Annotated in this window: 23 protein-coding genes; 10 read left to right on the forward strand and 13 right to left on the reverse strand. The window is 53.5% G+C overall.

Annotation, left to right across the window (positions count from 1 at the left end; translation table 11 throughout):
- Positions 1-238 precede the first annotated feature (238 nt).
- From LG201_RS11185 to LG201_RS11205, 5 genes are all read left to right on the forward strand, one after another.
- The gene (locus LG201_RS11185; protein ID WP_226772287.1) at positions 239-1,837 is read left to right on the forward strand and encodes a PepSY-associated TM helix domain-containing protein; all 1,599 of its coding nucleotides are present in this window, start codon (positions 239-241) and stop codon (positions 1,835-1,837) included.
- Positions 1,834-2,124 (forward strand): DUF3649 domain-containing protein, encoded by a 291-nt coding sequence (locus LG201_RS11190; protein WP_226772288.1) that lies wholly within the window; start codon positions 1,834-1,836, stop codon positions 2,122-2,124. Before LG201_RS11185 ends, LG201_RS11190 begins: the two co-directional genes overlap by 4 nt.
- Positions 2,121-2,924 (forward strand): DUF3325 domain-containing protein, encoded by an 804-nt coding sequence (locus tag LG201_RS11195; RefSeq protein ID WP_226772289.1) that lies wholly within the window; start codon positions 2,121-2,123, stop codon positions 2,922-2,924. The genes LG201_RS11190 and LG201_RS11195 overlap by 4 nt, the downstream gene beginning before the upstream one ends.
- Before the next feature lies 1 nt (position 2,925).
- Positions 2,926-3,261, forward strand: coding sequence for a hypothetical protein (locus LG201_RS11200; protein ID WP_226772290.1), 336 nt, complete (start codon positions 2,926-2,928; stop codon positions 3,259-3,261).
- 95 nt (positions 3,262-3,356) lie between these two features.
- Entirely contained in the window at positions 3,357-3,593 is a 237-nt protein-coding gene (locus LG201_RS11205; protein WP_226772291.1) for a DUF2789 domain-containing protein, read from the forward strand.
- Between the two features lie 80 nt (positions 3,594-3,673).
- Here the strand turns inward: LG201_RS11205 and LG201_RS11210 are convergent, their stop codons facing one another.
- The 4 genes from LG201_RS11210 to argS all read right to left on the reverse strand — a co-directional run bounded on the left by LG201_RS11210 (position 3,674) and on the right by argS (position 7,622).
- Positions 3,674-4,489: an SDR family oxidoreductase gene (locus LG201_RS11210; protein WP_226772292.1), complete on the reverse strand. Its 816-nt coding sequence runs from the start codon at positions 4,487-4,489 to the stop codon at positions 3,674-3,676.
- A gap of 22 nt (positions 4,490-4,511) precedes the next feature.
- Positions 4,512-5,150 (reverse strand): thiol:disulfide interchange protein DsbA/DsbL, encoded by a 639-nt coding sequence (locus LG201_RS11215; protein ID WP_226772293.1) that lies wholly within the window; start codon positions 5,148-5,150, stop codon positions 4,512-4,514.
- Positions 5,151-5,234: 84 nt separating this feature from the next.
- The gene (locus tag LG201_RS11220) at positions 5,235-5,846 is read right to left on the reverse strand and encodes an SPOR domain-containing protein (RefSeq protein ID WP_226772294.1); all 612 of its coding nucleotides are present in this window, start codon (positions 5,844-5,846) and stop codon (positions 5,235-5,237) included.
- 102 nt (positions 5,847-5,948) lie between these two features.
- Entirely contained in the window at positions 5,949-7,622 is a 1,674-nt protein-coding gene (gene argS, locus LG201_RS11225; RefSeq protein ID WP_226772295.1) for an arginine--tRNA ligase, read from the reverse strand.
- A gap of 94 nt (positions 7,623-7,716) precedes the next feature.
- Here argS and LG201_RS11230 point away from each other — a divergent pair, with 94 nt between their 5' ends.
- Positions 7,717-9,924 (forward strand): primosomal protein N', encoded by a 2,208-nt coding sequence (locus LG201_RS11230; protein ID WP_226772296.1) that lies wholly within the window; start codon positions 7,717-7,719, stop codon positions 9,922-9,924.
- Positions 9,925-9,948: 24 nt separating this feature from the next.
- Here the strand turns inward: LG201_RS11230 and LG201_RS11235 are convergent, their stop codons facing one another.
- The 8 genes from LG201_RS11235 to thiD form a co-directional block, all read right to left on the reverse strand.
- Entirely contained in the window at positions 9,949-10,236 is a 288-nt protein-coding gene (locus tag LG201_RS11235; RefSeq protein ID WP_226772297.1) for a DUF5666 domain-containing protein, read from the reverse strand.
- A 181-nt stretch (positions 10,237-10,417) separates the two neighbouring features.
- Complete coding sequence (locus LG201_RS11240; protein ID WP_226772298.1) at positions 10,418-10,675, reverse strand: hypothetical protein; 258 nt, start codon at positions 10,673-10,675, stop codon at positions 10,418-10,420.
- A gap of 223 nt (positions 10,676-10,898) precedes the next feature.
- Complete coding sequence (gene hemE, locus LG201_RS11245) at positions 10,899-11,963, reverse strand: uroporphyrinogen decarboxylase (protein ID WP_226772299.1); 1,065 nt, start codon at positions 11,961-11,963, stop codon at positions 10,899-10,901.
- 126 nt (positions 11,964-12,089) lie between these two features.
- Entirely contained in the window at positions 12,090-13,517 is a 1,428-nt protein-coding gene (locus LG201_RS11250; RefSeq protein WP_226772300.1) for a glutamate synthase subunit beta, read from the reverse strand.
- Positions 13,518-18,173, reverse strand: coding sequence for a glutamate synthase-related protein (locus LG201_RS11255; protein ID WP_226772301.1), 4,656 nt, complete (start codon positions 18,171-18,173; stop codon positions 13,518-13,520).
- Between the two features lie 190 nt (positions 18,174-18,363).
- On the reverse strand, positions 18,364-19,653 hold the full coding sequence (gene hemL / locus LG201_RS11260; RefSeq protein WP_226772302.1) for a glutamate-1-semialdehyde 2,1-aminomutase: 1,290 nt from the start codon (positions 19,651-19,653) through the stop codon (positions 18,364-18,366).
- A complete protein-coding gene (gene thiE, locus LG201_RS11265; RefSeq protein ID WP_226772303.1) occupies positions 19,646-20,293 on the reverse strand; it encodes a thiamine phosphate synthase in 648 nt (215 codons plus the stop codon). The genes hemL and thiE overlap by 8 nt, the downstream gene beginning before the upstream one ends.
- Entirely contained in the window at positions 20,280-21,116 is an 837-nt protein-coding gene (thiD, locus tag LG201_RS11270; protein ID WP_264193350.1) for a bifunctional hydroxymethylpyrimidine kinase/phosphomethylpyrimidine kinase, read from the reverse strand. Before thiD ends, thiE begins: the two co-directional genes overlap by 14 nt.
- Positions 21,117-21,589: 473 nt before the next feature.
- Here thiD and LG201_RS11275 point away from each other — a divergent pair, with 473 nt between their 5' ends.
- From LG201_RS11275 to LG201_RS11285, 3 genes are all read left to right on the forward strand, one after another.
- A complete protein-coding gene (locus LG201_RS11275; RefSeq protein WP_226772304.1) occupies positions 21,590-22,456 on the forward strand; it encodes a universal stress protein in 867 nt (288 codons plus the stop codon).
- 12 nt (positions 22,457-22,468) lie between these two features.
- Positions 22,469-23,014 carry a M15 family metallopeptidase gene (locus tag LG201_RS11280; RefSeq protein ID WP_226772305.1) on the forward strand — a complete coding sequence of 182 codons (546 nt, stop codon included), beginning with the start codon at positions 22,469-22,471 and terminating at the stop codon, positions 23,012-23,014.
- Between the two features lie 105 nt (positions 23,015-23,119).
- Entirely contained in the window at positions 23,120-23,359 is a 240-nt protein-coding gene (locus LG201_RS11285; protein ID WP_226772306.1) for a DUF2171 domain-containing protein, read from the forward strand.
- A 113-nt stretch (positions 23,360-23,472) separates the two neighbouring features.
- Here the strand turns inward: LG201_RS11285 and LG201_RS11290 are convergent, their stop codons facing one another.
- The gene (locus LG201_RS11290) at positions 23,473-24,840 is read right to left on the reverse strand and encodes an OmpP1/FadL family transporter (RefSeq protein WP_226772307.1); all 1,368 of its coding nucleotides are present in this window, start codon (positions 24,838-24,840) and stop codon (positions 23,473-23,475) included.
- A gap of 162 nt (positions 24,841-25,002) precedes the next feature.
- On the opposite strand from LG201_RS11290, the gene LG201_RS11295 reads away from it, so the two are divergent.
- Positions 25,003-25,902: a crotonase/enoyl-CoA hydratase family protein gene (locus LG201_RS11295; protein ID WP_226772308.1), complete on the forward strand. Its 900-nt coding sequence runs from the start codon at positions 25,003-25,005 to the stop codon at positions 25,900-25,902.
- Positions 25,903-25,906: the final 4 nt, after the last annotated feature.

A 25,906-nucleotide genomic window follows, 5' to 3' on the forward strand; every position in this document is an offset into this window, starting at 1 on the left:
AAATGCCCAATTGATCATTATTCCGCTCGGAATGAGCTGGGGAAATTAAATATTTTCACTGTGGGGTGTCCTTTTTTGATTCTCAAGTGTCATTACTAGTAGAAGGGGCATGATTAACGCCCTCTTGATGCAGGTATCTGATGTGTAATGATATACAATCTCATCAAGTTTCTATTATGCGAGGCGGACGGGACAGGTACCCTATCCGCCTTTTGATTGAGTCAAGCAAGGATTTGCCGTGAAAGAAGGTTTTCGCCAAAGTATGGCCTGGCTGCACACCTGGGTTGGCCTGCTGGTTGGCTGGGTGTTGTTTTTTGTATTTGTGACGGGTACCACGGGGTATGTGAACGGTGAGATTTCTCGCTGGATGCAGCCTGAGTTGCCATTGCCCAGGCAGTTGATTGAAGTGCCACCTGAGCAGGTGTTGGGCTTTGCCTTTGATCGACTGGAGCAAGTCGCGCCCGATGCCAGGATGTGGAGTGTGACACTGCCGCACCGCGGTCTTGCGCAGCGTACTGACCGTGAGGCGACCATTGCCTGGGAAGATATGCCGCGGCCGGGACTTGAGCGTGGGCGGCGTGGCAATGAGGGTTTCGACCCGGTGACCGGGGCACCGGACCAGCCTGTTGAGGGACGTGCAACGGGTGCGGGCTGGGAGCTCTATGAAATGCATTATGCGCTGCATTACATCAATTACGATGTGGCGTTCCGCATAGTCGGTGTCTGCACCATGTTCATGCTGCTGGCGATTATTAGTGGTGTGATCACGCACAAAAAGATTTTCAAGGATTTCTTCACTTTCCGTCCTCGGAAAGGTCAGCGTAGCTGGCTGGATGCGCACAATGTAATCAGTGTGATGGCCTTGCCATTTTTCATCATGATCACCTACAGCGGCTTGGTGTTTTACACCTTTCAATACATGCCAGCAGTGAAGAATGTGGTGTACGGCGCTTCAGAAAAACACTTGCGACAGCTGTACGATGAGTTGTTCAAGCGCGACCCGGTGGATAAGGCATTTGAAGCCGTAAAGCGGCCCACAGCCTCGGTTCCAGAGATGATCGCGACTGCCCAGACTGCATGGGGCAAGCTACCTGTGGCCACAGTGATGCTGCGTCATCCTGTAGATGAGGGAGCCTATGTTGAGGTCATTGGCGATACTTCCGAGAGCCTGAACCGGGGATTCCCGCCCAAGTTGAGGTTCAATGCCGAGACGGGTGAACGCATGACCTTGGATGACAAGACCAATGCGTCCATGTTGACGCGTAATGTCATGTTGGCCTTGCACGAAGGTCACTTTGCCGGCTGGTGGCTGCGCTGGCTGTATTTCCTCTCTGGCGTGCTGGGTTGCGCGATGATAGGCACCGGGCTGGTGTTGTGGACGGTGAAGCGCCGCAACAATCATCTTGCCAAGCATGGCGGTCAGCCAGGCTTTGGGCATAGGCTGGTCGAGGTATTGAATGTAGGCACGATAGTGGGATTGCCGGTGGCGGTAGCGGCTTATTTCTGGGCCAATCGATTGTTGCCGATTGAAATGGCGAACCGTGCTGAATGGGAAATGCATTGCTTGTTTGCTACCTGGGGCTGGATGTTTATGTATGCCGCCTTACGCCCACTCAAGCGTTCCTGGCTGGAAAGCCTGTATATCGCAGTGGCGGCGTTTGGCTTGATTCCCCTATTGAATTTCCTCACCACCGATAAGCACCTGGGCATTACGATTCCCTATGGCGATTGGGTACTGGCAGGTTTCGACCTCACCATGCTGGGTTTTGCTGCTGCGTTTGCATACATGGCATACAAGCTCAAGAAGCGGTGGCTGAAACAGGAGGCCGCAGCATGAAGTCCATGACGCGTTATCGCTGGATGGTGGCCTCACGTATCCTGGCGGCCGTGGTGGTGGGCTATGCCCTGGCTTCGGCGATATCCATATTGCTCGCATTGATCTGGCCCATTCCCAAGGCAGAAGCTGTACTGGCTTCCACGATGCTGAGTTTTGCCATCTATGCGGCTGTGGTGCTCTGGGTGTTTGCGACCAAGAGCGTACTACGTGCCTGGATCGGCTTATTAATCCCACTGGCGATCATCAGCCTGCTATGCTGGTGGCTAATGCCGGGAGGGGCAGCATGAGTACTTATCATCTCGCCGTGTTGTTCTTTAGCCTGGCGGGTTTTGCCGCCCTGGCGATCAGCATGGAAAAACATACGCTGCAATTGATAGGGAGAGAACTCCCAGCGCGCCAGCGTCAATGGGTATATTGGTTGGGCTGGACATCGCTGGCGGTAGCCCTGGCGATAGGGGCGGCTGGCTGGCATTGGAATATTGGTCCGGTAGTGCTCGTGGGCTGGCTCAGTGTGGCGGGTGTGGCACTGGCATTCCTGATGCCATGGTGGCCATTGCAGCCCAAGCATCACCCACGCAAGGAGAAGTCGGTAGCATCGTTGCCGGACTCGGTGTTGGCATGGCCAGTGCGTGCGGTGCTGATTCTGGGGTTGATCGCATTGCCTGCATGGTTGATTGGCAATGCCTGGAAAGTGTCCGAGCAAGCAGTGTTACGCGATGATGCGGTTCATGGGCAGATTGGGCCATGGAAATTTGTCATTGCAGAAGAAGACCAGGGAGCACCAGATATTGTGGCTGGCACCACCCCTATCAAGGAGTTTCACCTGCGGTTTTGTGATGAATGTGATCGCGAGATTCGCGCTGCATATCTCAAGATTCGCAAGCCGCGTTCACTCAGGGCCGCTGGGCTGGCGTTCCATGGTGCGCGGTGGACACGCGAAGTGGCCATTTACATTCCTCCGGCCGCTAAACTGGAAGATCAGATCTGGCTGACGGTGGAAAGCAAGCGTGGAGAGGTCTATCACCAGGCGTTTGATATCGCGCGTTTATCTCCAGCCACTGCACGTTTTATTGAGGAGAAGCGATAACATGCCATCCGTTTTAACATCCATCACTAGGGCTGCCATGTGGCTCTTGCTGCTCGCCAGCGCACCGGTATTAGCCCATGAAGTGCATATCCCGATTGGTAAATGTTGGGTTGAAGCCAAGGATATCCTCTGTGAAGGCGGGGAGTCTGATGGTCATCCATTACCAGATGCATTGATTGAGGTCATAGCGTATGACGAGAAAACCCTGTTAGCGGGCAAATTGGATGATCATTCACGCATCCGCTTCAAACGGCCTGCAGGGGAATTTTATATCTTGCTCGATGGTGGCCCTGGGCAAGTGGTGGAAATCGACTGGAAAGATATCAAGGACATCTGAACATCGACCTTTATGATTGAACCGCGCGCGTGAGCTGTGTTCCAATGGGGTGCGCCAGATCCACACCACCATCACACTTCAGATTGGACATTGTCATGAGCCAGACTTTTCATCACTTTTCAGAGTTGTTTGCCCAGCTTGGCTTGCCTTCGGATGATCAGGGTATCCGCGATTTCCTCACCTCTCATTCTCCGCTGGCGCACGATATTCCACTGCCGGATGCCCCCTTCTGGAATGCGGCCCAGGCGGCTTTTCTGCGGGAAGGCTTATTGCAGGATGCAGATTGGGCAGAAATGATTGATCAATTGAATATCGCCTTGCGCACTGCCTGATCTCATCTTGCTTTTCGAGGCGCGCTGATTAATGCAGATTTTAATGATCATCGGCATCCTAGTTATACAGTGTTTGCCTGTTATTGATGAATGCGGGGTTTGTGGGGTGAATTGCGCGTTAATCTGTCCCAAAGCCAGCGTGGGATGATGCGCAATATGCGTGCTACCCAGCCCATTTGCCAGGGGATGATGACAAAGCGCTGGCGCTTTGCAATGGCGACAGCAAACTTTTCGGCAGCCAGATTGACGTCCATGAGAAAAGGCATGCTGTAGTCATTGACGTCGGTCATAGGGGTGCGGATATAGCCTGGCGCTATGGTCGTCACCCCGATATGGTGGTGCTGCATTTCTGTACGCAGGCTTTCCAGATAGGTGATGGCTGCCGATTTTGAGGCGCTGTAAGCGCCTGCGCCGGGCAGTCCGCGTATCCCAGCGACGCTGGCGATGCCTACCAATTGACCATGGTAGCCAGGTTCTTGCTGGCGGGCTTGATCCATGAAGAAGATGAAAGGCTGGAAGGTGTTGACCATGCCGAAGACATTGATCTCAAAAACCGCCCTAAAAGCGGCGATATCCTCACGGTGTTCGGTGAGTGTGCCACGGCTGACGCCTGCATTGGCAATGACGATATGGGGCACACCGACTTGGTGGTAGAAATCGGCTGCCGCTGAATGCATCGCTTCCGCGTCACGCACATCTACGCTATAAATCAGGCATTGTCCGGTTGGAGTCTCTGCCATGATGGATTCCAATAGCTCACGTCTGCGGGCTACCAGGCCAACGATTGCACCTTGCTTGAGATAATGTCGTGCCAGGGCCTGGCCGATACCGCTGGAGGCGCCGGTAATAAAAACCCGCTGGCTGGCAGCGGGTTTTCTGGTGTGCTGATTAAGCATTAGCGTAGTAAAGTGAAGCTGCTTACTTGGCAGCGCCGCCCGTTCTTTCCTTGCGTACATTCTCAATCAGGTAATCAGCCACTTTCAATACCGCCTGGTTGCCGCCAGCCATTGAGCTGGACGTGATATAGCGACCGTCAATAATCAGTGCCGGTACACCTGTGGCACCGGAGTCACGGAAAGTATTCATGGCTTTGACCACATTGTTATTGGTGGAGAATGAGTTGAACGCTTCTTCCACTTTTTTGCGATCCAGCCCGCCCTTTTGGCTGATCCAGTCGATCAGCGGTGCATCGGAGGTAGGATTGAGCGTACGCCCTTTGTGGATAGCATCAAACAATTGCGTATGCAGTTTGTTGGTCAGGCCCAGGGCTTCCAGCGCATAAAAAGCCTTGGCGGCTGGTGCCCAGTCAGGACGTGGCACACCGGGTACACGCTTGAAATACACATCGGCAGGTAGTTTTTTCACCCATGGTTCTAGCGTGGGTTCAAGGTGGTAACAATGGGGGCAGCCATACCAGAAAATCTCCAGCACTTCGATTTTGGCTGGAGTATCAGTCTTGATGGTTTTAGCGGTCTGGTTGAATTCGTTGCCAAGTTGCGGCTCGGCCATTACCGTCGCAGAAGCCAGCAGCATCAGGGCGGCGAGAAACTTTTTCATGGTTGGTCCTTATGAGTGTAGTGATGTCTTATTTTTAATCCTGACTTGTGCTGACGCGCACAAATCCAGTGCTGCTTACAACATTTATTGCCCAGGGCTGTTTACCTTGATCAAATCTGCCTTGAAGCCATTTTGCGCCAGATCAGACTTGGCCGTGTTGATTTGGTTCAAGTCAGCAAATGGTCCCACGCGTACCCGGTGCCATACCCCCTTTTCGGGGATGGTGGCGGTTTGCACGATGGCTTCCAGGCCCAGCAATGCCAGCTTGGCCTTCATGTTATCGGCTTCCTGCTCGGTTTGGAAAGCCCCTACTTGCAGGAAATAGCTTTCTTGAACCTGTGCGGGTGAAGCTGCGGATTCCTTTTGTTTGATTTCCTGCTCAGTCACCTGGCTTTCGCTGCCTGGCAAGATGGTATAGAAATCAAAACGTGGTTTCTCGCTCGCTCCTTGCTGGTTGTCGGCATTCTGCTTGGTGTTGGTTTCAGGTGCAGCCTTGGGAAGTTCAAACTGGCCTTCTTCGGTCTTGCTCTTGCCTGACTTATTGACAAAGGGGCTATCACTACCCATGACCAGGACAGCGACCACCACTGAAATCCCGACGCCCAACAACAGGCCGACCAACAGGCCGGTAAAGAAGGGGCTACCCTTGCTGCTGGTGCTCGCTTTACGCTGTGCTGGCTTGTAGTCTCGACTCACGATAATTCCTTTTTAACGATTTGCGCCGGATGGCTGCCCAGACTCTGCTATAGCGACAGATGAGGCAGCCGGTGGGCTTTAATAATTGCGCAGTTGTCTGCGTTACATTTTTTCCGGGGCGCTGACACCCAGTAATTGCAGGCCGTTTTTCAATACTTGCTGGGTGGCGCTGACCAGCGCAATACGCGCTGTGGTCAGTGTGGCATCTTCCACCAGGAATTTGTGGGCGTTGTAATAGCTGTGCAGGTCACTGGCCAGCTCCTTCAGATAATTGGCAATAATATGCGGCGCCAGTTCTGCAGTGGCATTTTCCACAGTTTCCGGAAACTCGCTCAGGCGCTGCATCAATGCGGCTTCATGCTCGGTGCTCAAAGGTGCCAGGTCAGCTTGCGTCAGGCTGGCAACATCGCCGCCCCACTCGTTCAGCACACTATTGATGCGTGCGTGGGCATACTGGATGTAATACACCGGGTTGTCGTTGCTTTGTGCCCGCGCCAGGTCGATATCGAACACCAGTTGGGAATCGGCACGACGTGCGGCCAGGAAGTAGCGCGTGGCATCGCAACCCACTTCCTCAATCAGGTCGCGCAGGGTGACATAGCTGCCAGCACGTTTGGAAAGCTTTACTTCCTCGCCGCCGCGCATCACGGTCACCATCTGGTGCAGTACATAATCCGGCCATTGTTGTGGAATGCCGACGTTCATCGCCTGCAAACCTGCTCTGACGCGGGTGATGGTGCTGTGGTGGTCTGCGCCCTGCTCGTTGATGACTCGCTCGAAACCGCGTTGCCATTTATCCAGGTGGTAGGCCACGTCAGGCACGAAGTAGGTGTAACCCCCTTCGCGCTTGCGCATCACGCGATCCTTGTCATCGCCGAAATCCGTGGTACGCAGCCATAGTGCGTCATCCTGCTCATAGGTATGACCACTCTTGATGAGGTTTTGTACAACGGCTTCTACCTTGCCTTCGCTGTAAAGGGCGGACTCCAGGGAAAACACGTCAAAACGAATCTGGAACGCGGTTAGGTCCAGATCCTGTTCATGCCGCAGGTAGGCCACGGCAAATTGGCGGATGGCTTCTGCATTGTCTGCATCGCCCGCACCAGTGACTTGCTGGTCATCAGCGGTCACGGTTTGTCTGGTCATGTAGGCCGTAGCGACATCGGCAATGTAATCACCACGATAGCCTGCTTCCGGCCACTCTGCATGGTCGGGGTGTATCCCCTTGCAGCGGGATTGTACGGAAACCGTGAGGTTGTCGATCTGGGCACCTGCATCGTTATAATAAAACTCGCGTGTGACGTCCCAGCCGCTGGCATCCAGCAGCCGCGCCAGACAGTCGCCGACAGCTGCACCTCGTCCATGGCCGACATGCAATGGCCCCGTGGGGTTGGCGGAGACAAACTCGACTTGTACCTTACGCGCCTTGCCTTTCGTATCATGACCATTGGCATTGCGGCCAAATGCAGCGCCCTGTTTCTGGATTTCCTTGATCACCGCCTGCTTGGCAGCAGGGCTGAGGAAGAAGTTGATGAAACCAGCACCGGCAATCTCCACCTTGGAGATATATTCAGAGGCAGGCAAAGCCTTGATCAGGCTTTCAGCGATCGCGCGCGGATTCTGGCGCAAGGGTTTGGCCAGCATCATGGCTAGATTAGTGGAAAAATCGCCATGTTGAGCGGTTTTTGGGCGTTCCAGCTGGATGGAGAGTGCTCCAGCATCGGATGCAAGGCTGTTTGCGGCCGCATGCAGTAATTCGGTAAGATGTGCTTTCAAGGCGAGCTACAATAAGAACGTGAATAAAAGAGCTATTTTAACCTACTGGACGCTTGCACTGATATGCAATTATCGAAGTTCCTGAGTAATGCCCATGACTGATGCCGTGGGTGAAATCCTCAGGGTCGCACTGGATGTCCCGCTGGATGGTGTATTTGATTACCGTAGCAATGGTTCCGGTGTTGCGGTTGGCCAGCGTGTGGTGGTGCCATTCGGGCCGCGCAAACAGGTGGGCATCGTGCTGGAAGTGACCGACAGTACCGATGTACCTGCGGCAAAACTCAAATCCATCCTGCAATCATTTGAAGACGAGCCTCCGCTGGATAGCGAGATATTTGCACTGCTCAAATTTTGTGCAGACTATTATCAATATCCCTATGGACAGGCCCTGTTATCCGCCTTGCCAGGCCGCTTGCGCCAAACTGAACCTGCCACTGCCAGGCGGCAGTTTGCCTATGCACTAAATGTAGTGGGCGTGTCAGCAGGCATCGATGCCATTCCTGCGCGGCAAGCCGTCCAGCGACGCGTCTATGCTGCCTTGCTGGAACATGGCAATCTGAACGAGAGCGCCCTGGCCGAGCTTAGCCCTGGCTGGCGCAAGGCAATCAATGCCATGCTCGAACAAGGCTGGGTCGGAGCAGAGGAAACTTTTGCTGGCTTGCGCCAGAGCCTGACCGCATCGTCCGTGCAGCCTGAGCTCAACCCAGAGCAAGCGCACGCGGTTCATGCCATTCTTGCTGAATCCGGCAGCTTCAAGCCCTGGTTGTTGCACGGCATTACCGGCAGCGGCAAGACCGAGGTTTACATCCGCTTGCTGCAGGCCATGCTGGCGGATAATGATGGCCAGGCATTGGTCCTGGTGCCTGAAATCAACCTGACCCCACAACTGGAAGCGCGTTTTCGTAGTCGCTTACCAGAATTCCCTCTGGTCTCTCTGCATAGCAATCTTGGCGAGAGTGAGCGCTTGCAAAACTGGCGTTTGGCGCAATCTGGGGCAGCACGCATTATCATTGGAACCCGGCTTTCCGTGTTTACCCCATTGCCCAAGCTCAAGCTGGTGATCGTGGATGAAGAGCACGACACCTCATACAAGCAACAGGACAGCATGCGTTATCACGCCCGTGATGTGGCGCTGGTAAGGGCGCAGCGGCGTAACATCCCCATCCTGTTGGGGTCAGCCACGCCCGCATTGGAGACCTGGCACAATGCCCAGACCGGGCGTTATGGCTTGTTATCCATGCAGGAGCGTGCGGTGAGCCAGTCGCAATTGCCCAAAGTGGTGTGTGTCGATGTTTCCAAGGTGGAGTTGCAGGATGGCTTGTCACCACACCTGATCAAGGCGATGCGGGAGCGGCTGGAGCGTGGGGAGCAAAGCTTGTTGTTCATCAACCGCCGCGGTTATTCGCCGGTGTTGTTGTGTACGGCCTGCCAATGGATTGCGCCCTGTATGCGCTGCAGCAGTAGGCTGGTGGTGCATTTGCGCCAGGGTTTCCTGCGTTGCCATCACTGTGGGCATGAGCAGAAGATCGTCAGACAGTGCCCTAGTTGTGGCAACCCGGACCTGCATCCGACCGGGCATGGCACCCAGCGCCTGGAAGAAACCCTGGCCAAGCTATTGCCGGAGGCGCGCGTATTGCGTGTAGACCGGGATAGTACCCGGCGCAAGCATGCCCTGAGTGATATGCTGGTAGCCGTGCATGCTGGCGAGGTGGATGTGTTGGTAGGTACGCAGATGCTGGCCAAGGGTCATGATTTTCCCAATCTGACGTTGGTAGGCGTGCTGGATACGGATAGTGCTTTATTCAGCCCGGATTTCCGGGCTGCAGAACGCCTGTTTGCGCAGCTGATGCAAGTGGCAGGACGAGCCGGGCGTGCTGATAAACCAGGTGAGGTTCTGATCCAGACCACCTTCCCAGAACATAGCCTGTTCAATGCTTTACGCAGGCAGGATTTTCCTGCCTATGCGGTGAGTCTGCTGCATGAACGTGAAACCGCCCAGTTCCCACCTTATGAATTTCTTGCGCTGGTCAAGGCGGAGGCCAATGAGTACAGCCCCGTACATCGTTTCCTACAATATGCCAGCGATACGGCTCGTGAATTGGGCAATGAGGTATTGGTGTATGACCCAGTGAGGCCGCAAATGGAGCGATTAAAGGGCATGGAGCGTGGACAGCTCCTGTTCCAGGCCAATAATCGCCAAGCCATGCAAGTAGTCTTGCGGCAATTGGTGCCATTGTTGCGAGCCCATCCGCTCAGCAATAAAATACGCTGGGCATTGGATGTGGACCCGCAGGAGTTCTAGGCAGATTAGCTCAGAAGTGTATGGCTATTTACCGCATTTTTCTGGCTTTATGGTTTCAATTTCTGATGCCACTCCTTTGTCATGTTCCACCTCAACACAGGCGCCAACCACCAAAGGCCCCTGATCAGGATCAATATCGGTTTTTTCCGTGACTTCAACTTGCTGGCCGCTAATTGTCCAGATACCGAGATTGCCAGCAGGACGTGAGTCTATGCGACCCTTGAATTCTGAATCAGCCATGACAGGGCTACTCAAGAGCAACGTGCTGACAGTAAGTATGGAGAGAGTGCTGAATAATGTGCGGATTTTCATTTTGTTATCCTCGCTTGTTGAGGAAATCAGTATAAGAAAACCTGAGATAGCCAGTTATCAGTAAGCCACTGATCCTGATGTAGGAATCAGGCTACCTGATGCATGTAGGCAGAAATGGCTTGGTAAAGCACAAAAATAAAGGCCATCGTCTGATGGCCTTTTGGGTGTTAGCTAATGGAGCTTAGTTAACAGCATCCTTGGCTTTTTCTTCTGCATGCTCGGCAGCATCTTCCACCTTGTCAGCAGCTTCTTCTGCCTTGTGCTCCGCGTGTTCTGCAGCTTCTTCAGCTTTATGCTCTGCGTGCTCCGCTGCATCTTTTGCTTCTTCAACGGCTTGAGCAGCAGCGGCTTCTACATTTTCTTCTTCCTTGTTGCTGCATGCACTCAGGGCCAGGCTGGCGAGGAATAAGGCTAGAACGGACTTTGAAACCAGTTTCATATGAATCTCCTATTGGTTTTATGGGTGGGACACAGAAGCTGGCCGGCGCATCATTGCAATCCGGTCACTCCCAGTATGCCTGCATCATCTTGCAGAATGGCATGCCTATCATAACGCGTATTAATGCTGCTGGCATGCATGCTCGTTACGACCATGGTGGACTGCGATAGTTTTCCTGACAATGGAATTGTATGTTTACCCCTACCTTACATTTCCGATTGTTTTATAAATGGTATTTGCTGCTGATGGCACGGACTGCTTGGATCATGGCTGCCGCATTTTCCGGCGGGGTAAATTGGGTAATGCCGTGGCCGAGGTTGAATACATGGCCGTTGCCTACCCCGTAATCTGCCAGAATGCGCGCTACTTCCTTTTCCACCGCTTCTGGTGTGGACAGGAGGATGGCCGGATCCATATTGCCTTGCAGGGCCACTTTGTTGCCTACGCGCTTTCTGGCTTCTCCCAGGGAAATTGTCCAGTCAAGGCCCAGGGCATCTGCACCCGTATCCGCCTGGGCTTCCAGCCACAGGCCGCCACCTTTGGTAAAGACGATGCTCGGTACTTTACGCCCGGCGTTTTCCTTGGTCAGACCGCTGACAATCTGCTTCATGTATTGCAGAGAGAATTCCTGATAAGCATGGTGTGACAGTGCGCCACCCCAGGAGTCAAAAATCATCACAGCCTGCGCACCTGCTGCAATTTGCGCATTGAGGTAAGCTGTGACTGTTTCGGCGGTAATGCTGAGAATATGGTGAAGCAAGTCTGGACGGGCATACGCCATCTGCTTGATAGTGAGGAAGTCAGTACCGCCCTTGCCTTCCACCATGTAAGTCGCAAGCGTCCACGGGCTGCCAGAGAAACCGATCAATGGAACACGGCCGTCCAGAGCGTTATAAATCTGGCTGACGGCATCGGTGACATACTTGAGGTCGGTGCCTATATCCGGCACTGCCAGCTTGAGGATGTCGCTTTCTTCGCGCAGTGTCCGCTCAAACTTAGGACCCTCGCCCTCTTCAAAATACAGCCCCAGACCCATGGCATCAGGAATAGTCAGGATATCGGAGAACAGGATGGCGGCATCCAGTGGATACCTGTCCAGCGGTTGCAGTGTCACTTCAGTGGCAAAATCCGGGTTCTTGCACAGGCTCAGGAAACTACCGGCATTCTTGCGACTGGCACGATACTCAGGCAAGTAGCGTCCAGCCTGGCGCATCATCCAGACAGGGGTGTATTCAGTGCGCTGGCGTTGTAGTGCGCGAAGAAAGGTATCGTTTTTCAATAAGGTCATTGCGGCAGGTTCCATATGCGAGGCTATATTCTACTGGCTATGAAATGAAAAGGGCTACCTGGAATATGGGTAGCCCGGCAGGCATAGCGAGAAAACCCTCGCTTGTGCTTACAATTCTGGCTTGGATTATCTGGGTAGGGTGCTGCTTCCCATGAGGAACTCATCCACAGCGCGTGCGCACTGGCGGCCTTCACGGATCGCCCATACCACCAATGATTGACCGCGACGCATGTCCCCCGCAGCAAACACGGTGGGCTGGGAAGTAGCGTAACTTTGCTCGCCTTCAGTGGTGGCCTTGGCGTTACCTCTATGGTCTTTTTCAACGCCAAATGCATCAAGCACTTTCTGTATGGGGCTGACAAAGCCCATGGCCAGCAATACCAGGTCTGCCTTCAATGTGAAGTCAGAGCCGGGAATCTCGCTCATCTTGCCGTCTTTCCACTCAACCCGCACAGCCTTAAGCCCGGTGACCTTGCCGTTTTCGCCAATCAGCTCCTTGGTGAGTACTGACCAATCTCGCTCACAACCTTCTTCATGCGAGCTGGAGCTGCGCATCTTGATGGGCCAGTTGGGCCAGACCAGTTCCTTGTTCTCCTCGGCAGGTGGTTGTGGCATCAACTCAAACTGAACGATGGACGCTGCGCCATGGCGATTGGAGGTGCCTACACAGTCAGAACCGGTATCTCCACCACCAATCACGATCACATGTTGGTCGGTGGCTATGATCTGGTCGGGGATATGGTCCCCGGCGACCACTTTGTTTTGCGCGACCAGGAAATCCATGGCGAAATGGACGCCATCAAACTCACGCCCAGAAATGGGGAGATCGCGAGGGTATTCTGCCCCACCAGCAAGGATCACGGCGTCATAGTCCTTAAGCAGGTCGCTGGCAGCGACGTTTTCACCTACATGCTGATTAACACGGAATTCCACCCCCTCTGCCTGCATTTGCACCATGCGGCGATCAATCTGGTGTTTCTCAAGCTTGAAATCGGGAATGCCGTAACGCAATAGCCCGCCGATGCGGCTTTCTTTTTCCAGTACCACCACATTATGTCCAGCGCGCCCCAACTGCTGTGCTGCGGCCAGCCCGGCGGGACCAGATCCGACGATCGCTATTTTCTTGCCGGTTTTATCGACAGGGGGCTGGGCCTGGACCCAGCCGCTATCCCAGGCTTTGTCTATGATGGCGTGCTCAATGGATTTGATGCCGACTGCATCATCATTGATGTTGAGGGTACAGGCGGACTCACACGGTGCAGGGCAGATGCGCCCTGTGAACTCGGGGAAATTATTGGTGGAATGCAACACTGTTATTGCCTGCTGCCAATCCTGTTGGTACACCAGGTCATTCCAGTCCGGAATGATATTGTTGACCGGGCAGCCGGTGGTGCAGAACGGAATGCCGCAATCCATGCATCTAGCCCCCTGAATACTGGCATCTGCGTCACTCAAATGCAGCACGAACTCATGATAGTTCTTTACGCGATCCGTGACGGGCAGGTAGCCCTCATTCAGACGATCAAACTCAAGAAAACCTGTGACCTTACCCATCTATGCTGCTTCCTTATGTGCTGCTGCGGCCATTTCAGTGAGGGCGCGCTTGTATTCGTTTGGCAAGACCTTAATGAATCTCGGGCGATAAGTATCCCAGTGCTTCAGGATAGCCAGTGCTTGTTCGCTGCCACTGTAGCGGGCATGTTTCTCTATCAAGGTCTTCAAAATGGTCTCATCATCAAGGCCCAGGTGGTTGGTTTTTCCGGCTTCTGGGCCGCTGGCTTCGACTGTCTCCAGGCTGACCATGCTCATATTGCAGCGCTTGTGGAATAGCCCGTCTTCATCCAGCACATAGGCCACGCCACCCGACATGCCAGCCGCGAAATTAAGGCCAGTCTTACCCAGCACCACTACCGTACCACCGGTCATGTATTCACAGCCATGATTGCCTACGCCCTCAACCACGGCCGAAGCCCCGGAGTTACGCACGCAGAAGCGCTCACCTGCGACCCCGCGGAAATAGCTTTCACCGGAAGTTGCGCCATACATGACGGTATTGCCGACGATAATGTTGTGTTCTGCAAGCCCGCGGAAAGCCGCTGGTGGCTTGATGACGATACGTCCACCACACAGCCCCTTGCCGACGTAATCATTGCCTTCGCCACTGAGTTCCAGCGTGATACCTTTGTTCAGGAAAGCCGCGAAGCTCTGCCCTGCAGTCCCACTCAGCTTGATGGTGATGCTGTCGTCAGGCAGGCCGGTACGACCATAGCGGCGCGCAACCTCATAGGACAGCATAGTGCCGACGGTGCGGTTGGTGTTGACGATGGGGCTGTCGATCACGACTTTTTCACCGGTATCCAGCGCATCTCCGACCTTGGCAATTAGCTGTTTATCCAGCGCCTTGTCCAGGCCATGCTCCTGCTTCTCGTTATGGCGACGCGATACCGTGTCGTCTACTACAGGCTGGTGGAAAACCCGGGTGAAGTCGAGGCCACGTGTTTTCCAATGCGCAATGCCTTCCTGTACATCCAGCAGGTCGGAGCGTCCCACCAGCTCATCAAACTTGCGCAGGCCCATTTGTGCCATGAGTTCACGAACTTCCTCTGCCACAAAGAAGAAATAATTGACGACATGCTCCGGCTGCCCGGTGAAGCGCTGGCGCAATACAGGGTCTTGGGTTGCAACCCCGACAGGGCAGGTGTTGAGATGGCACTTACGCATCATGATGCAGCCTTCTACCACCAGTGGTGCAGTGGCAAAGCCGAACTCATCTGCCCCGAGCAAGGCGCCGATCACTACATCGCGCCCAGTCTTGATCTGGCCATCCACTTGCAGCACGATACGCCCACGCAGTTGATTCAATACCAGGGTTTGCTGGGTTTCAGCCAGGCCCAATTCCCAGGGCGTGCCGGCATGCTTGATGGAGGATATAGGGGAAGCACCTGTACCGCCGTCATGGCCAGCCACCACGATATGATCGGCCTTGGCCTTGGCAACACCGGCGGCCACGGTACCAATCCCGCTTTCTGAGACCAGCTTCACCGAGATGGCGGCCTTGGGATTGGCGTTCTTGGCATCGTGAATCAGCTGGGCCAGGTCTTCAATCGAATAGATATCATGATGTGGTGGAGGCGAGATGAGGCCGACGCCAGGCACGGAGTGACGCAGTTGGGCGATATAGGCACTGACTTTGTGTCCGGGTAGCTGTCCACCTTCTCCCGGTTTGGCACCTTGTGCCATCTTGAGCTGGATCTGGTCGGCATTGGCCAAGTACTCTGCTGTGACACCGAAACGGCCAGACGCAATTTGCTTGATGCTGGAGCGCAGGGAGTCACCCGCCTTCAAGGGGATGTCTTTTGCAATATTGTGGGCGCCAATCACGGCTGCCATGCTGCTGTCTTCTGTCAGTGTGACAAAGCGTTTGGGATCCTCCCCGCCTTCGCCTGTGTTGGAGCGCCCACCGATACGGTTCATTGCTACTGCCAACGTGGCATGGGCCTCCGTGGAAATTGAACCCAGCGACATGGCCCCGGTGGCAAAGCGTTTGACGATCTCGCTTGCTGCTTCTACTTCATTCAGCGGCACCGGGGAGCCGACGGGCTTGATCTGGAACAGTCCGCGCAAGGTCATGTGACGCTTGGTCTGGTCGTTGATCAGTTTTGCGTATTCCTTATAAGTGCTGGCTTCATTGGTACGGGTGGCATGTTGTAGTTTGGCGATGGAATCTGGCGTCCACAGGTGCTCCTCTCCACGTACACGGAAGGCGTATTCACCTCCTGCTTCCAGCGCATTGGATAGCACAGGGTCATCTCCATAGGCGCTAAGATGCAAGCGCAGGTTTTCTTCTGCTACTTCTGCCAGGCCGATACCCTCTATGGTAGTGGAAGTGCCGGTGAAGTATTTGCGGACAAACTCGGAATTCAGCCCGATGGCTTCGAATATTTGAGCACCGCAATAAGACTGGTAAGTGGAAATGCCCATTTTGGACATGACCTTATGCAGCCCTTTATTAATTGCCTTGATGAATTTCTTGTTACTGTCAGCCGGATCAGCGCCCTGAGGCAACATGTGGGCAATGGTTTCATAGGCCAGCCATGGGCACACCGCCTCTGCCCCGTAGCCAGCTAGCAGTGCAAAGTGGTGGACTTCACGCGCGGAGCCTGTGTCGATGACGAGGCCAGTGCTGGTGCGCAGACCTGCATGCACCAATCCTTGATGGGTGGCGGAACAGGCGAGCAGTGCCGGGATTGCCAGGCGGTCAGCGCTGGCATTGCGGTCAGATAAAATCAGCAGGTTGAACCCGGCGTTCACGGCATCCTTGGCAGACTTACCCAATGATTCCACGGCAGGCGACAATCCTTGTGCACCAAGGCTGGCAGGGTAAGTGATGTCCAATACCAGTGTGCGATAGCGACCCTCAGTGGTGCTATCTATGGTTTTTAGCTGTTCCAGCTCTGATAGCGTCAGCACGGGCTGGCTGGCTTCAAGGCGTAACGGTGGCTTGGCCTCATCTGTGCCAAACAGGTTGGGTTTGGGGCCGATAAAGGTGACCAGTGACATGACCAGTTCTTCACGGATGGGGTCAATCGGGGGGTTGGTCACCTGTGCAAACAGCTGCTTGAAATAGGTATATAGCTGTTTGGGTTTGCTGGAGAGCACCGGGAGTGCGCTGTCATTGCCCATGGAGCCAGCTCCTTCTTCTCCATTGTTGATCATGGGCTGCAGGATGAACTTGATGTCTTCCTGGGAGTAGCCGAAAGCCTGTTGTAGGTCCAGTAATGGTGCCCTGAGTTTGGGTTTGAGCTCGGTTTCGGGCAGGTCGCCGACGAACACGCGGGATTGTGCGACCAGGTCCCGGTAAGGCCTGGCCCGCGACAGGCTGTTCTTGATTTCGACATCATCAATAATACGGCCCTGTTCCATATCAATCAGGAACATCTTGCCGGGTTCCAGCCGCCATTTCTTGACGATGCGTTCTTCAGGAAATGTCAGTACGCCCATCTCAGAAGCCAGCATGACGTGGTCATCATCAGTGATCAAATAACGTGCAGGCCGCAGGCCGTTGCGGTCCAGCGTGGCCCCTATCAGCCGGCCATCGGTAAAGGCCACTGCAGCGGGGCCATCCCAGGGCTCCATGAGCGCGGCATGATATTCATAGAAAGCACGACGGTCTTCATCCATGAGAGGATTGCCTGACCATGCTTCAGGGATCAGCATCATCATGGCATGGGGCAATGAATAACCGCCTGCCACCAATAGCTCGAGTGCATTATCGAAAGCGGCAGAGTCAGACTGCCCCTCTACGATCAGTGGCCATAGTTTTTCCAGGTCTTCACCAATCAAGGCGGAGCGCATGGTTTCATGGCGAGCCGCCATCCAGTTGACGTTACCCTGCATGGTGTTGATCTCGCCGTTGTGGGCAATCATGCGGAATGGGTGGGCCAGATCCCAGGCTGGGAAGGTGTTGGTGGAAAAGCGTTGGTGTACCAGCGCTAATGCTGACACCATGGTTTCATCCTGCAAATCCTGATAGTAAACACCAACTTCGTTCGCTAGCAGCATGCCTTTGTAGACAATGGTGCGGCTGGAAAGTGAAGGGATGTAGAACTGCGCCATGTCATCCAGCTTGAGTGCTCGTACCGCGTGTTCCACGCGTTTACGGATCACAAACAGCTTGCGCTCAAAAGCCCCTTGATCGGGAGTCTCTTGGCCCTGTTGGATGAACACCTGGCGCATCACTGGTTCTACCGCACGGGCAGCATCTGCAATATTGCTGTGGTCGCGGGGCACATCACGCCAGCCCAGGAACTGCTGGGATTCTTCATGAATGATACGGGTAATGATGGATTCGCAGGCCAGGCGGCCATTACTGGATTGCGGCAGGAAAATGGTGCCACACGCGTATGCTCCCTCAGCTGGCAGTTGGATGCCGAGTTTGAGGGCTTCCTTGCGCATAAAGGCATCCGGCATCTGCATCAGAATACCGGCGCCATCTCCTAGCTTCGGGTCGTAACCAGTAGCGCCGCGGTGGGTCAGGTTGGCGAGGATACGCAGGCCATTGCGTATGATCTGGTGACTCTTGATGCCCTTGATGTTGGCAATAAACCCCACTCCACAGGCATCATGCTCTTGCCTGGGATCATACATGCCCTGCTTGCCTGGATTCAGGGCGCTAGCCGCTCCAAGATGTGACGACCTGCTGGAACTCATTGTGGTTACCCTCTTGCATATCTGTGGTCAACACGGCATTTTCGACTACGCCACAATCAGCAGCGCAGGCGATGCCTGGAAAGCCTTTAACCTTAGTATTACTACGGGTAAATTGCAAGAAGGAACAACAATAAATTTTTTAGTAAATGATAATTATTTCAATAACATAGAGAGTTGTCTGGGGCCGTTGCTAGCGCGTGTTGCCCATCCTGCTAAACGCCTTGCGCGCTACATCTATGGTCTGGGTAATATCGGCTTCGCTATGCGCGATGGAGACAAAACCTGCTTCAAAAGCGGATGGCGCCAGATAGACCCCGCCCTCCAGCATGGCATGGAAAAAGCGGTTGAACGCCAGTTTGTCGGCTTTCATCACCTCTTCAAAGCTGGTGGGGCAATGTTCACTGAAATAAATGCCAAACATGCCACCCACGCTTTGTGCACTAAACGCCAAGCCCGCTTCACGGGCAGCCTGGCTGAGCCCATCGGTGAGTAAGGTGGTCTTGGCAGCCAGTTCATCGTGAAAGCCTGGGCGTTGCAACAGCTTGAGTGTAGCTAACCCAGCCGCAACAGCAACTGGGTTGCCAGAGAGAGTCCCTGCCTGGTATACCGGACCAAGCGGGGCCAGATACGCCATGACATCCGCACGTCCACCAAATGCACCTACTGGTAAACCACCACCGATGACTTTGCCCAGGGTGGTCAGGTCAGGCTTGATATTGAATAGCTGTTGCGCACCACCAAGTGCAACGCGGAAACCAGTCATCACTTCATCAAATATCAGCAGTGCACCGGATTGGCTGCATAGGGTACGCAAGGCCTTGAGGAACTCTGGCTTGGGTTGGATCAGGTTCATGTTGCCTGCCACTGGTTCCAGGATGACGCAGGCAATTTCGCCACCTATTTGAGCAAATAATTGTTCCAGAGCGGCGCTATCGTTATATGGCAGGGTCAGGGTATGTGCAGCCAGTTCTGGCGGGACGCCAGCAGAACTTGGTTGGCCAAAGGTCAACGCCCCGGAGCCTGCCTTGACCAGCAGGGAGTCAGCATGGCCATGATAGCAACCTTCGAACTTCAGGATCTTGGAGCGGCTGGTAAAACCACGTGCCAGGCGTATGGCGCTCATGGTGGCTTCAGTGCCTGAACTGACCAGGCGAACCTGTTCCATGCTGGGCACCAGTTGGGTCAGCAGCTCCGCCATTTCCAGTTCCAATGCGGTGGGTGCACCGAAAGACAGGCTGTTGGTGGCTGCTTGCTGTACTGCGGTGATGACCTCTTGCTGGGCATGGCCGAGAATCATCGGCCCCCAGGAGCCTACATAGTCTATGTATTCCTTGCCGTCCTCATCCCAAAGCCTGGAACCGAGGCCGCGCTTGAAAAATACCGGGGTGCCACCCACTGAACCAAAGGCACGTACCGGGGAATTCACTCCGCCGGGAATCAGGGTTTTGGATTTTTCAAATAACTGCTGGTTTCTACTCATGGGATGACTCTGTAAAAAGTTGGGTAAATTGTGTGGCGGTCGCGTGGATATCGGTGGTGTTCCAGAGTGCGCCGATGACGGCAATGGCATGAGCACCTGCGCTGATAATGCTGTCTGCATTCTCCAGCGTGATGCCACCGATTGCCGTCAAGGGCAGGCCTAGCGTGGCTGCCTGGCTGAATAAAGTGCGATCAGCGCGTGGCGCATCGGGCTTGGTCGTGGAAGGAAAACAGGCGCCAAATGCGACATAATCAGCGCCCAGCTGTTTTGCTTGCTGCGCCAATGCCAGATTGTTGTAACAGGAGGCACCGATAATTTTACCGGGGCCCAGTCTCAACCGTGCCTTGGTGATATCGCCATCATCAATGCCCAGATGAACGCCATCAGCATCCAGTTCAGCTGCCAGGTCTATATCATCATTGATGATGAGCGGCACTTGATAGCGGCGACATAACGCCAGCAGGGCTTGTGCCTGTGCTTTGGCCGCTGCGCCATGGACACGTTTATTGCGATACTGCAGCACAGAGGCACCTCCTGTGAGTGCCACTTCGGTATTTTTCAGCAAGCGGATCAGATCAGTTTCATCGGGCGTAATGGCATACAGCCCGCGAATACGCTGACCGGGATTACTCTGCGTCATCTTCGTCACGTGCCCAGAACAAGCGGTCTGGGATGTATTGGCCCATGCCTGGACGGAAGGCATGCTTGAGTGATTGCCATGTATATTCCTGTGCTTCGGCAATTGCTTCCTCCATGGTCAGGCCATGAGCAATGCAGGCAGCAATCGCGGAGGTCAGCGTGCAGCCTGAGCCATGGTAGCTACCCGGCAGGCGTTCGCAAGGATAGGAGCGCAGTAACTTTTGTGAGCCATACAGATTGTTGATGACCTGCGGCGAGCGTTCATGGGTGCCGGTCACCAAGACATACTCGGGACCAAGCGCCAGCAGGCGTTCAACCACTTCATCCAGTGAGGCGTTTTCCATGTCATCACTATCGTCAATGGCATAGGCCAGACGGCGTGCTTCCAGGCTGTTAGGTGTAATCAGGGTGGCCTGCGGAAACAGCAGGTCTATCATGGCTTCCTGCATTTCATCGTTTGCCAGTTCATCGCCCCGGCCAGAAGAAAGTATCGGGTCTATCAGCAACGGTACATCGGGATAGTCGGCCACAATTTCGGCAATCACGGCAATATTTTCCACACTGCCCAGCATGCCCAGCTTGAATGCAGAAACCTGCATGTCTTCAAGTAACGTACGGGCTTGTTCATTCACCAGGTCGGAGTCCAGGGCGACCACATTTTCCACCCCTACGGTGTCCTGAACTGTAATGGCGGTGACTACCGACAAGGGATGGCAGCCTATACTTGCCAGGGCTAATATGTCAGCTTGCAGGCCAGCGCCACCGCTGGGGTCGCTCGCGGCAAAAGTCAGTACGGTGGGAGGGAGCAGGTTTATTCTATCCATAGCAGCAAGGTTGTCCTGTAAGTGCGGCGGCGGGAGATGACGAAGAATTCAAGGTCTTGCCATGCGCACATGCAATTGAGAGAAGTATTTTAGCCTAATCGTTGTTTAACATCACCGAAAATACAGAAAACAGTGATCAGGGTGAAAGATGAGGATTAGTCAAAGTATCAGGGCATATATCCCATGTGATAAAAATGGTTTTACCTAGCCTACGTAAAGTTGCAGAATAAAAAAGCAAGGTAGTGATGCTACTCAACGTTGGAATAGGGATTCAGTCTTACAAGGCCATGAGGTTGTCTCAGAGGATTGCCGCTTAATAGGCTTTCACCTATCCTGCACACTTATAGCGCTTATTTTTGCGTGTGATTTTCTGAATGGTCTCGTGTTGATAATGAGACGTATAGCCAGAAAAGACAGCGAGATATCGCTAATAAAAGACATACGAATGATCAGCAGCCCAGAAAGGAAATGCGGTGACGATTGAATACAAGACCAAGCCCCCAGGCCATATATTGTTAGCCACTGATCTTGGTGCACGGTGTGATCGTGCCCTTGATCGTTCCATACAACTGGCTCAGGTCTGGCAGGCCAAACTGACCTTGGTGCATGCATTTGAAGCGGAATATGACTTTTCTGATCAGCCACGATGGCGTCATCCTGAAGATCCTGCGCTGGCAGTACAGGCTGCATTGGAAGAGGAGCTGGGCACCATGGTGCTGCCTGGTGTCAGTGCACGCGTGGTCAAGGGTAAGCCTGCTGAGGTTGTGCTCAAGGTAACGGAAGAAGAGCAGGCTGACTTGATATTGACAGGTATCAAGCGCGATGGTGCTTTTGAGAAGGCCTTATTGGGCGATACGGTGACCGAGCTTGCGCGCAGCTCCAATGTCCCGGTTTTGATCGTCAAAAAACGTGTGCGTACGCCCTATCGGAAAATCGTGGTGGCCACTGATCTTTCAGAAATTTCTCGCCCTGCCCTGGCACGTGCTCTGGATTTATTCGGTCCAGACAATATCGTGTTGTTTCATGCCGCGTATGCCCATTTTGCCAGTCGCATGGATGACAGAACCGGCTATGAAAGTGAATTGCGGGTTGATGCGATCCAGAACTGCAAGGACTTCATTGCGCAGGTTGCAGGGGACGTGGTGGCGGCTCAGATGGAAGTGTTGGTTGAATATGGTGAACCCGACTTGCTACTGGAAAAATATGTACTGGATCACAATGTCGACTTAGTGGTGGTCGCTACCAAGGGGCGTAGTGGATTGCTGGGTGCCCTGCTTGGCAGCGTGGCAACACGCATATTGGATACTGTGCCCTGTGATGTGTTGATCGCGCGGAGTTGAGTCAGCACCGTCATGATGGAGGCTGAATATCAAGAGCGGGTTAATGCCTTGATGCATGAGCTTGGTATTCCAAGGCAGATAGTCACTGATAGGGGTTTGTCGCTTTGTCTGGAAACTGAAGTCTTGGTGGAAGCTGTGTGCAAGGGTAAAGAGGGCAGGCTGTTTTTACTGGAACCTGAGGCAGCCAGTGCATGGAACATGCTCCAGCGATCAGCCAAAGTGGATGGCATTGATCTGGTGCTAGTGTCAGCATTTCGGAGTGTGGATTATCAGGCCGATATCATTCGTCGCAAATTGCAACAAGGCATAAGTTTGGAGGTAATATTATCTGTCAGTGCAATTCCTGGATACAGTGAACACCATACGGGAAGAGCCGTTGATATTGGTACGCCGGAATCTTTGAGTCTGGATGCTTGCTTTGAGCAGACCTCAGCTTTTGAGTGGTTATCAGGACATGCGTCCAACTGCGGATTTGTCATGTCTTATCCCAGAAACAATCGTTATGGCTATATTTATGAGCCGTGGCATTGGTGTTTTCAGGGCAAACATTCCATCTAGTTAGCCTATCCTTAAGTAAGTCTGACAATACTTTCAGCATGCCGCCTATCATGTGCTGCCAACACTGAGGATAAGCTACAACCTCATTCTTGATAGGAGCACATCATGAGTCTTTCCCATGGAATTTTGCCAGGTATGCCAGTGATCTGTTCTCAGGGTGGCCAGTTTGCCACGGTGGATCACATGGAGGGTAGCAATCAGATCAAGCTACAGAAAGATGAACAAGGTCAGCACCATTACATTCCCGTGAGCTGGGTGACTGCCACTGATGATGCCCAGGTGACTGTTGATAGGCCTGGTGATCAGGCAATGCAGGATTGGTCTAACAAGCCACTCAATAGTTAAATTCTGGTGTTGATACAAGTGTAGCTGGCGTATGCCTGATGTTGAGTCAGGGATACGCCATTTTCTTGTGTGGAATAATGAATAGCCAGCTCAGTTTCCCCTTGGGGCTCAGCTTAGAAAACCCTGGTCCATTGCACGCTGAGGAGATTGACGTTGGGCGAAAATTCGCCTTGCACCCTGTGCTGAACAGACGCTCCTTCAGTGCTGTGATTGAGCTTGGCTTCTTTCATGAAGAGATAGGCATAACCAATATCAAACGTGTTGATTGCATCCATTTTCCAGCGCGCGCCCAGTGACACCCAGGTGCGGTCTGCATCGGGAATGCGTGGTGTCCTGTGCTCGGCATCGGGCACTGCCGTTTGGTCATACGCTACCCCCATCCTCAAGGTCACGGCCTCACTGTATCGGTAATTGCCGCCGAGCGAAAAACGATAGCTGTTATTCCATTTGGTGGTGGTGACATTGTCATCCCCACTATCAAATTGTATGCGCAACTCCTTGAACCGGCTCCAGTTGGTCCAGGTGACATCAGCCAGCAACTCGAATTTGTCATTGAGTTGCTGTGCCAGACTCAGGGACACGGTTTCAGGTAATGATAGTTTTGCCTGGATATCGCCATCACTTAGTCGGCTGGCAAGCGGGGCTATCCGATTGATTTGAGCCGACCTCCTGAAGCTGGCATCCCCGGAGAGTTGATGCTTGATATGGGATCGATAGGCGGCGCCAATCGTGGTGCCTGCAACAGGTTTGAATACCACACCCAGATTAAAGCCCCAGCTCAGGTCATCACCAGACAGTTTTGCATAGCTGTCAGCAGCGGCATTGCCAGGTTGCCCAAGGCCGACTGCATTACAGGATCCTGCAGGAATTGCCCCCGTAGGTGCTTGGTTTGCCAGACATAGCGAGCTAGAGTCTATCGCGTTGGTAAGCGTGGCTTTGACATATTGCAGGTTGATCCCGCCAGCAATCGATAAGCGTTCTGAGGCCTTCCACGAGATGACCGGATTGATGTTCAGTGTTTCGAGCTCTGATTTAAGCGCGCTATAGCGCCCTACCCAGCCATCTTTGAACTCTGAACTGAGGCCATAAGGCACGGTGATGCCTACCCCGTATTTGAGGGTGTCATTGATATCGTCAGCAAAGTAAAAATTTGGCACCATGGCCAGGGATGCAACATTGCCACCATTATTGCCAGTGACCGGGGACTGGGTGTTATTAAATCTGACATCGCCAGTGGGATCGTCCATTTTTGCGCTGGGCAAGATGGCGCTTAAGCCAAACACCACTTGTCGCCCTTGAGGGAGAAAAGACAAATTGGCAGGATTGAAGAATTGTGTGCTCGCATCATCTGATCTGGCAGCCATGCCAGCGTATGAATTGCCCAAGCCGGAAGCGCTTTGCTCAATCAATGCAAACCCGGCAGCATAGGCTGGTGCCGCAGTCATCCCCATTAAAAATACCCAGACAGCGCGATTACTCATTAATTATGTCCCACATTCCATAGTTTCATAGTTGATATTAACGGCAAGAATCCGTGTTTGTTAATAAATATCAATGATCAATCATTCATTTACCTTGCAATACAATTGTGCTACGTCTATTCATGTAGTGCTTTTTTAACCTTATGTTATGGGGAGTTACTTATGAATGCCATCGTTGATTTTAATCCGTTAAGCACCGTCCAGTTTGAGCAAGTCCGCGCCGAATATGAGCCTGAGTTCGGTATTACCTGGTTGTTTATGCGTCCTAGTCCACGACCATGCTTCAATCGCATTTGCATGAGCGAGTTGTTGCTGAATCAAACACAGATTGAAGCCTCTCATGCCAATCCACAGCATCGCCCTCAGCAGCCGACCAATTACCTGGTGCTGGCCTCCGATATCGAAGGTGTATTCAACCTCGGTGGTGACCTGGCAATATTCAAGGAAGCCATACTGAAACAGGAAAGAAGCAAGCTGCTGGAGTATGCGCGTTTGTGCATAGACAATGTCTGGACCTTCTATAACATGCAGGCCCCTATCACCACTATTGCGCTGGTCAAGGGGCAGGCCATGGGTGGCGGGTTTGAATCTGCCCTGTCTGCGCATGTGCTGGTGGCAGAGAAAGGGGCACTCATGGGCTTGCCAGAAGTGCTATTCAACTTGTTCCCCGGTATGGGGGCGATGAGCTTTCTTGCACGTCGTATAGGCTTGAATGCTGCAGAGAAGCTCATACGTTCAGGCAAGATTTACACGGCAGAAGAGCTGTATGAGATGGGAGTGGTGGATGTGCTGGCCGAAGCTGGTCAGGGTGAAAAGGCTTTGCAGGATTGGGTGCGCAAGACGCATAAGTCGTTGAATTCCTTCCAGGCCATCCAGAAAGCCAAGCAGCGGGTCAATCCGCTTACCAAGCAGGAGCTCCTTGATATTACGGAGATTTGGGTTGATGCTGCCATGCGCCTGACGGATCGTAACCTCAAGGTGATGGACCGCCTGGTGCGCGCCCAGAACAGCAAGGTGGGCTCGCAGGAAGATCTGAGCCTAAGCGTAAGAGCAGTAGGTTGAATGC

This window comes from Methylobacillus gramineus, assembly GCF_020532675.1.
Lineage (GTDB): Bacteria > Pseudomonadota > Gammaproteobacteria > Burkholderiales > Methylophilaceae > Methylobacillus > Methylobacillus gramineus.